This is a genomic window from Streptomyces thermovulgaris (assembly GCF_002155915.1).
In the GTDB taxonomy this organism is placed as follows: Bacteria; Actinomycetota; Actinomycetes; order Streptomycetales; family Streptomycetaceae; genus Streptomyces; species Streptomyces thermovulgaris.
In genome coordinates this window covers 1-8,134 of record NZ_MUME01000143.1, presented here as the reverse complement: position 1 = coordinate 8,134, position 8,134 = coordinate 1, and the positions used below count along the sequence as shown (strand labels likewise).

The 8,134-nt window shown below is 73.6% G+C and carries 6 protein-coding genes; all 6 read left to right on the top strand.

From position 1 onward, the window contains the following. The first annotated feature begins 664 nt into the window (after window positions 1-664). A complete protein-coding gene (locus CCN35_RS13550; protein ID WP_067391213.1) occupies window positions 665-886 on the top strand; it encodes a hypothetical protein in 222 nt (73 codons plus the stop codon). A gap of 339 nt (window positions 887-1,225) precedes the next feature. Beyond that, the gene (locus CCN35_RS13545) at window positions 1,226-2,434 is read left to right on the top strand and encodes an FAD-dependent oxidoreductase (RefSeq protein ID WP_067391216.1); all 1,209 of its coding nucleotides are present in this window, start codon (window positions 1,226-1,228) and stop codon (window positions 2,432-2,434) included. A 235-nt stretch (window positions 2,435-2,669) separates the two neighbouring features. Next, window positions 2,670-3,272: a TetR/AcrR family transcriptional regulator gene (locus CCN35_RS13540; RefSeq protein WP_067390941.1), complete on the top strand. Its 603-nt coding sequence runs from the start codon at window positions 2,670-2,672 to the stop codon at window positions 3,270-3,272. A gap of 4 nt (window positions 3,273-3,276) precedes the next feature. Then, the gene (locus CCN35_RS13535; protein WP_086792808.1) at window positions 3,277-4,524 is read left to right on the top strand and encodes a GDSL-type esterase/lipase family protein; all 1,248 of its coding nucleotides are present in this window, start codon (window positions 3,277-3,279) and stop codon (window positions 4,522-4,524) included. A gap of 32 nt (window positions 4,525-4,556) precedes the next feature. Further along, window positions 4,557-7,247, top strand: a complete 2,691-nt coding sequence (locus tag CCN35_RS13530) for a SpoIIE family protein phosphatase (RefSeq protein WP_169721354.1) — start codon at window positions 4,557-4,559, stop codon at window positions 7,245-7,247. 440 nt (window positions 7,248-7,687) lie between these two features. Then, the gene (locus CCN35_RS13520; protein WP_385880712.1) at window positions 7,688-8,056 is read left to right on the top strand and encodes a cytochrome C oxidase subunit I; all 369 of its coding nucleotides are present in this window, start codon (window positions 7,688-7,690) and stop codon (window positions 8,054-8,056) included. Window positions 8,057-8,134 lie beyond the last annotated feature (78 nt).

Here is an 8,134-nt window from a genome sequence, read left to right as displayed (position 1 = left end):
CGCCGCCCTTTCGCCCTCCGCGGGACCTATTGGGCGCGACTGAGACCCCTGCGGGCGTTGTTGTAGATGCGCAGAAGGTGCTTGGCCACGGCGCACTGCGCGCCGTGGGCATGGCACTGGCGGCAGGTGCGCCTGTGTTCCTCGTAGTCGAAACGTGCTTGCTGCAGAGCATCATCCGAAGACGACATGAGGGATCCTTCGCAGAGAGGTGTCTGACAGCGAGGTGGGCCCTACTCGTCAGTAGGAAGCACCTGCGTCAAAGTTGAGCATGTTACTGGCGGTAGTGAAAAACGGCGTCCGGCAACGCTCTGCGACGAGATCGGGCGGTTCATGGTGCGATACGACGGCCGTCCCCGGTTTTGTGTGACGCGTTAGACAGCCACGGACATCCACGCGGAGGACGTGCCCGGTGCGGCCCCGGAGGCCGTGAGGACCGTCATGGGGCAGCCCGGAAACGCGGTGGGTCCCGGTGGGCAAGCGCAGGGGCGCCCGTATCACCCGTATCGCCCGGCACAACGGCACGAAGCGGTGACACCGGGCCCGGCGGCCGGACCCCGTTCCCTGGCGGCCTTTCACCTGAATGGCCGTTCGTAACGACGTATGAACGGCCCGCCCGGGGTCTCCTGGAGCGAGAGAGGCGTCCATCGAGGGAGTGGAGCCGATCATGTACGAGATGTGTGCAGGAGCCGAGAAGCCCGGAGGAACACTGGTCTGGCACGTCATGGCCAAACGGACGACCACCACCTTGTGCGGCCAGACCCTCAGTCAGCACGTCGACGGCGCGAGCGCACAGCGGGCCGGGCACTGCTCCACCTGCATGGCCCTGTTCGGGAAGCTGATGAGCGCACCGCCCGCGGTCGGCTCCCCGGCCGCCACGGACCACTAGAGCCCGGCCAGGCCCCGAAGGATCCGACCAGGACCCGGCCGGAACCCGACCGCCGACTCCCGTCGTCCCGCCCGGACGGCGGGAGTCCGCATGGGACGGCTCCATCGTTTTTCGGCAACATGCCCCAAAGCCGCATTCCGGCACCGGGCCATGGGTAACACTGAGCGGCGGAAGGGGGAGGAGCGCGGCGGTGCGTGCCGGCGCGCCCGTTCGGAGTGTCACGCCGGCCATGGGGAGGGCGGCGGGGGACCGACGGGGGGATGCATGACGCAGTCGTTTCCGGGGCGGCGGCCCGTTCCCGGGGGAGCGCCGCCGGGGAGCCGGCCGCTTCCGTTCGTGGTGATCGGCGCCGGGCCGTACGGGCTGTCGGTCGCCGCGCATCTGCGGGACGCGGGCGTCCCGGTGCGCGTGTTCGGGGAGGTCATGGGCAGCTGGCGGCACGCCATGGCGACCGGGATGTTCCTGAAGTCGACGCCCGACGCCGTCGATCTGTCCGCACCGGAGCCCGGCGGACGGCTGGCGGACTTCCTCCGGTTGCACGGCGAGCCGGAGCTGACCGAGCTGACGCCGATCCCGTGCGAGGTGTTCGTCCGCTACGGGCAGTGGTTCCAGAAGCGGTACGTCGGCGAGGTGGAGCCGGCACGGGTGGTCTGCGTCCGGCCGGACCCGCCCGGCCCGGGGTTCGCCGTACGGCTGGACGACGGCCGTGAGCTGGCGGCCCGGGCCGTGGTCGTGGCCACCGGTCTGAGCGGACTGGCCCACGTCCCCGAAGAACTGCGGCGGCTCGCACCCGCGGGGCCGGGCGTCGGGGCCCCGGTGTCCCACAGCAGCCAGCACACCGACCTGTCCCGGTACGCCGGCCGGCGCATCGCCGTGATCGGCGGCGGTCAGTCCGCGCTGGAGAGCGCCGCGCTGCTGCACGAGGCCGGCGCCCGGACGCAGGTGCTGGTCCGGGAGAAGAGCGTGCTGTGGGGGACGGTGCCGGAACCGGACCGGTCCTGGGCACGCAGGATCCGCGGGCCCCGCTCGCCCCTGGGCACCGGCTGGATCCTGGCCGCGGTCTGCCGGGCGCCCGGCGGGGTACGGCTTCTGCCCCCCGCGGCCCGGCTGCTGCTGTTCCGGCGCGCGCTGCGGCCCTCCGGCGGCTGGTGGCTGCGGGACCGGGTCGAGGGCGTCGTACCGGTGCGCACCTCGCGCCGGGTCGTACGGGCCGAGACGTCCGGTGCCGCCGTACGGCTGACCGTCGCCGGGCCGGGCGGCCGCACGGAGGTCCTCGAGGCCGACCATGTGCTGGCCGCCACCGGATACCGGCTCGACCTGGACGCGCTTTCCTTCCTGTCCTCACAGGTGCGGCGTGCGCTGCGGCGCGTGCCCGGCTCGGGGGCCCCGCATCTGGGCGCGGGGTTCGAGTCCTCGGTGCCCGGCCTGTACTTCGTCGGCTCGCTCGCCGCCCCGATGTTCGGGCCGATGATGCGCTTCGTCGCCGGCACCTCCTACGCCGCGACCCGCCTCGCCCGGGACGCGGTGCGCCGCGCGGCCGCCTCCTGACCGCTGCGTGCGCGAAGGCGCCGCCCCGTTCGCCGTCCCTCGCGCAGCGCACCGTGCAGCGGGGCGGGACGACCGCGCATGTCCGGTTCCAGGAGGCGGCCCGGCCGGACCGGACGATCGGACGCCGGCCCGGACGGACATCCCGCCAGGCTGTACAGGGATGGCATTTGCCTAAATAGTTTAGGTGGGTGTTGAATGCCTCAAGGCAGATGAAGGACACGCGGAAGGAGGCGGTGTGGCGCGCGTGGGGCTGACCACCGAACGCCTGGTCAGGGCCGGAGCGGAGCTGGCCGACGAGGTCGGCTTCGACCGGGTGACCCTCTCGGCGCTCGCCCGGCGGTTCGACGTCAAGGTCGCGAGCCTGTACTCGCATCTGAAGAGCTCCCAGGACCTCAGGACCAGGATCGCCCTGCTCGCCCTGGAGGAACTCGCCGACCGGGCCGCCGACGCGCTGGCCGGACGGGCCGGCAGGGACGCCCTGATCGCCTTCGCCGGCGTCTACCGCGACTACGCCCGCGAGCACCCCGGCCGCTACGCCGCGGCGCGGCTCCGGCTCGACCCCGAGACGGCGGCCGCGAGCGCCGGGGTCAGACACGCGCAGATGATCCGCGCGATCCTGCGCGGCTACGACCTGACCGAACCCGACCAGACGCACGCCGTCCGCCTGCTGGGCAGCGTCTTCCACGGCTTCGTCAGCCTCGAGCTGGCCGGAGGCTTCAGCCACAGCGCCCCCGGCTCGCAGGAGACCTGGGCGTGGATCCTCGACCGCCTCGACGCGATGCTGCGCGACTGGCCCCGGCTCGCGCCCCGCGCCCCCGCACCCCCGCCGACCTCCTGAGAACATGAGCACCGAGCACCACTGGATCACCACCCCCCTCACCGCCGACCTCCTGCGCGGCGCCCTGGAGCTGGAGCGCACCGCCCACGGCCTCCTGCCGCACCGGCTGCCCGCCCGGGCCCGCGCCCAGTGCGCCGACCCGCAGCTCGCCATGGCGGAGTCCCAGCCCTCCGGTGTGCGGCTGGCCCTGCGCACCCGGGCCACCGCCATCGAACTGGACACCCTGCCCACCAAGCGGCGCTACGCCGGCGCCCCGCCCCGCCCGGACGGCGTGTACGACCTGATCGTCGACGGGCGCCCGGCCGGCCGGGGCAGTGTGACGGGCGGCAACACCCTGACCGTCGACATGGCCGCCGGCACCGCCGAGCACCGGCCCGGCCCGGTGGGCACCCTCCGCTTCACCGGGCTGCCCGGCACCCTCAAGGACGTCGAGATCTGGCTCCCGCACAACGAGACCACCGAACTCGTCGCGCTGCGCACCGACGCCCCCGTCGAGCCCGTACCGGACCGGGGCCGCAGGGTGTGGCTCCACCACGGCAGCTCGATCAGCCACGGCTCCGACGCGGCGAGCCCGACCGCCACCTGGCCGGCTCTCGCCGCCTCCCTGGCCGGTGTGGACCTGATCAACCTGGGGCTGAGCGGCAGTGCCCTGCTCGACCCGTTCACCGCCCGCGCCCTGCGCGACACCCCCGCCGATCTGATCAGCCTCAAGATCGGCATCAACCTGGTCAACACCGATCTGATGCGCCTGCGCGCCTTCGCCCCGGCGGTCCACGGATTTCTGGACCTCATCCGGGAGAAGCGGCCCACCACGCCTCTCCTGGTGGTCTCGCCCCTGTACTGTCCCCTCCACGAGGACACCCCCGGCCCCACCGTGCCGGACCTCGCCGGTCTGGGTGCCGGGCGGCTGCGGTTCCGGGCCGCGGGCGACCCCGCGGAACGGGCGGCCGGCAAACTGACCCTCTCCGTCGTCCGGGAGGAGCTGGCCCGGATCGTCCGGCAGCGCGCGGCCGACGACCCCCACCTGCACTATCTCGACGGCCGCGACCTCTACGGCGAGGCCGATCACGCCGAGCTTCCGCTGCCGGACGGACTGCACCCGGACACCGAGACCCACCGTCGCATCGGCGAACGCTTCGCCGCCCGGGCCTTCGCCCCCGCAGGTCCCTTCGGCGCCGCACAGCCCTCGGACCACTGCCCCGCGGCCCGCGAGAACACCTGCTCATCGGTCGTGCGAACGTCCGAGTCGTGACTATTCATGCCGTTTGATGCTACAAAGGCCAAATGGTTGAAGCTTCCACCCGCCTGCGGCGCATATCCTGGCGCTCGCTGGTGGGAAAGAGTCCGCGAAGCGTCGCCGGACAGGTGTTCGTGCTGCAGGTGGCACTGGTGGTGCTGCTGGTGGCCTCCGCGGTCCTCGCCCTGATGCTGCAGTCGCAGCGGGGCACCAGGGCCGAGGCCGAGCGCCGGTCCCTCGCGGTCGCGCAGACCTTCGCGCACTCACCGGGTGTCCTGGACGCGCTGCGGGCCCCCGAGCCGTCGAAAGTGCTCCAGCCGCTCACCGAGGCGGGGCGCGCGGCGGCGGGGGTCGACTTCATCGTCGTCATGGACACCAGGGGCATCCGCTACACCCACCCGCTGCCCGACCGCATCGGCCATCGCTTCGTCGGGACCATCGGACCGCCGCTCGCCGGAAGGACCCACATCGAGAGCGTCCACGGGCCGCTCGGCCAGGAGGTCCAGGCCACCGTGCCCATCCGGAACGACGGCGGACGTGTGATCGCCCTGGTCTCCGCCGGGATGAAGGTCAAGAACGTGACCAGCCTGGTGGAGCGGCAGATCCCGATCATCCTGATCGGGGGAGCGGCGGCGCTCGGCGTGGCCACCGGGGTGACGGCGCTGGTGAGCAGGCGGCTGCGCCGGCAGACCCGCAGTCTCGCCCCGGACGAGATGCGCCGGATGTACGAGCACCACGAGGCGGTGCTGCACTCCGTGCGTGAAGGCGTGCTCATCGTCGACGACGGCGGACGGCTGCTGCTGGTCAACGACGAGGCCAGGCGGCTGCTGGACCTGCCGCCGGACGCCGAGGGCAAGCTGGTGACGCGGCTGCCGGGACTGGAGCCGGACATGGTCGAGCTGCTCGCCTCCGGACGGGAGGCCTCCGACGAGGTGCACCTCGCCGGAGCCCGGCTGCTGGCGGTCAACCAGCGGCCCACGGACCGCGACGGAGGCCCCAAGGGCACCGTGGTGACGCTGCGCGACTCCACCGAGCTGCAGGCCCTCTCCGGCCGGGCCGAGACCGCCCGGGAACGGCTCGAACTGCTCTACGACGCCGGACTGAGCATCGGCACCACCCTCGACGTGACCCGCACCGCCGACGAACTCGCCCGGGTCGTCATCCCCCGCTTCGCCGACTTCGTCTCCGTGGACCTCGCCGACGGCGTCCTGCGCGGGGAGGAGTCCTCCGCCACGGCGACCGGCATGCGCCGCGTCGCGATGCGCGGCATCCAGGACGACTCGCCCCTGTACGAGAAGGGCCGGCTGATCGACTTCCTTCCCTCCACGCCCCAGGCGCGCGGCTACGACACCGGCCACCTGGAACTGGTGACGGACCTGTCCGACGAGCCGGACTGGCACGCCCAGGACCCCAAACGCGCCGCGGCGATCGTGGACTACGGCATCCACTCGCTCATCGCGGCCCCGATCCAGGCCCGCGGAGCCGTGCTGGGCATGGTCAACTTCTGGCGTTCCAAGGAGCGCGGCCCCTTCGACGAGGAGGAGCTGTCCCTGGCCGAGGAGCTGGTCGCCCGGGCCGCGGTCAGCATCGACAACGCCCGCCGGTACGCCCGCGAGCACGCGCTGGCGGTCACCCTCCAGCGCAGTCTGCTGCCACGGGCCCTGCCCGAGCAGAACGCCCTGGAGGTCGGCTACCGCTATCTGCCCGCCCAGTCGGGCGTCAGCGGCGACTGGTTCGACGTGATCCCGCTGCCGGGCAGCCGGGTGGCGCTCGTCGTCGGCGACGTGGTCGGGCACGGGCTGCACGCCGCCGCCACGATGGGCCGGCTGCGGACCGCGGTGCACAACTTCTCCACGCTCGACGTGCCGCCCGACGAACTGCTGAGCCACCTGGACGACCTGGCCGGCCGGATCGACCAGGACGAGCCCTGCACGGACGCCGCCGCGGCCGTCGTCGGAGCCACCTGCCTGTACGCGATCTACGACCCCGTGACCCGCCGCTGCACCATGGCGCGCGCGGGCCATCTGGCGCCCGCCCTGGTCGCCCCCGACGGCAGCGTCACCTTCCCCGACCTGCCGCCCGGGCCGCCCCTGGGCCTGGGCGGCATGCCCTTCAGGACGGCCGAGTTCGAGCTCGCCGAGGGCACCCAGATCGTCCTCTACACCGACGGTCTGATCGAGGACCGCAGGCGCGACCTGGACGTCGGCATGGAACTGCTGCGCCAGGCCCTCGCCGGCCACCCCGACCGGCCGCCGGAGCAGAGCTGCCAGGCCGTCCTGGACGCACTGCTGCCGTCACGGCCCAAGGACGACGTCGCCCTGCTCATCGCCCGCACCCACGCGCTGCCGCCCGGCCGGGTCGCCGACTGGGACGTGCCGCCCGACCCGGCCGCCGTCGCCGGGATACGCCTCGCCGCCGCCGGCAAGCTCGAGGAGTGGGGCCTGACCGAGCTCGGCTTCAGCATGGAACTCGTCCTGAGCGAACTGGTCACCAACGCCATCCGCCACGGCTGCGAGCCGATCCACGTCCGGCTGATCCACGACCGCGCCCTGATCTGCGAGGTCTCCGACGGCACCAGCACCTCCCCGCATCTGCGCTACGCCGCCACGACCGAGGAGGGCGGCCGGGGCCTGTTCCTGGTCTCCCAGATGACCGAGCGCTGGGGCACCCGCTACTCGCCCCAGGGCAAGGTCATCTGGGCGGAACTCCCCCTCCCGGAGTCCGGCACCCCCTGCTGACGGGGCGCGGCCGGTGCCCGCCGGCCGTACGGGCCCGTGCCCCGCGGGGTGTGGGCCGATCGTGTGCAATGGGCCGGATGTTGCTCCGTCGGGGCGACGACGGCCGCGGACGCGGCGGCGCGGGACGGAAGGATGCTCCTGGACCGCGCGGGACACCGCGTGGACCCGTCGCCCATCCGTCCTCCGGGAGGAAACGTGTGCACGGGCCGCATGACCGACGTCCAGCACCCCGCGCGGGAGGAGCCGCCGCTTCCCGCCGCCCTCCGCACTTCCGGTGCCGCAGTGAGGGGGCGGGTGACGGCGGCCGGCCGCGGGACGACCGGCCCGTCCGGCTCGCCCGCCGCCTTCCCGGTGCGGCGCGGGCCGGCCGCGGACGGGCCGCGCCGGTGCGCCGGCCCTCTCGCGGCCGGCGGCGTCACGACGCCCGGCGGGGTTCTCCCGTGACAGGCACGGCCGACCGGCCGGACGGCAGGCCGCCGCGGTCCGCCGAGATGGTCAACCAGGTGGAGGGCTATCTGCTGTGGCAGGCGCGGGTCGCCGAGGCCGAGCAGCGGGCCCGTGCCTTCACCGAGCCGATGCAGTGGCTGACCACCGCGCAGCGCGAGGAGATCGAGAAGCACTACGTCCGCGACTGCCTGCTGCGGGCGCGAGGGGATCTGCAGCGGGTCGCCGACCGCTGCCGGGCGCTGCGCGAGGAGTACGAGGAGCGTTACCGGCAGCTGCGGGCGCGGTGCCTGGCGTTCGTGCTGACCGCCCTGGCCGTCCTGGCCGCGGCGGGGGTGTTCGCCCTCGCCGTCGCCCGGCCCTGAGCGGGGACCGCCCCGCCACGGAGGCTCCGGCGCATCGGCTCGGGCCGCCCCTGCGAGGGGGCGGCCCGAGCCGATGCG

Coding starts and splice junctions, on each gene's coding strand:
- CCN35_RS13530 (WP_169721354.1), top strand. CDS start 4,557: ATGGTTGAAGCTTCCACCCGCCTGCGGCGCATATCCTGGCGCTCGCTG.
- CCN35_RS13550 (WP_067391213.1), top strand. CDS start 665: ATGTACGAGATGTGTGCAGGAGCCGAGAAGCCCGGAGGAACACTGGTC.
- CCN35_RS13535 (WP_086792808.1), top strand. CDS start 3,277: ATGAGCACCGAGCACCACTGGATCACCACCCCCCTCACCGCCGACCTC.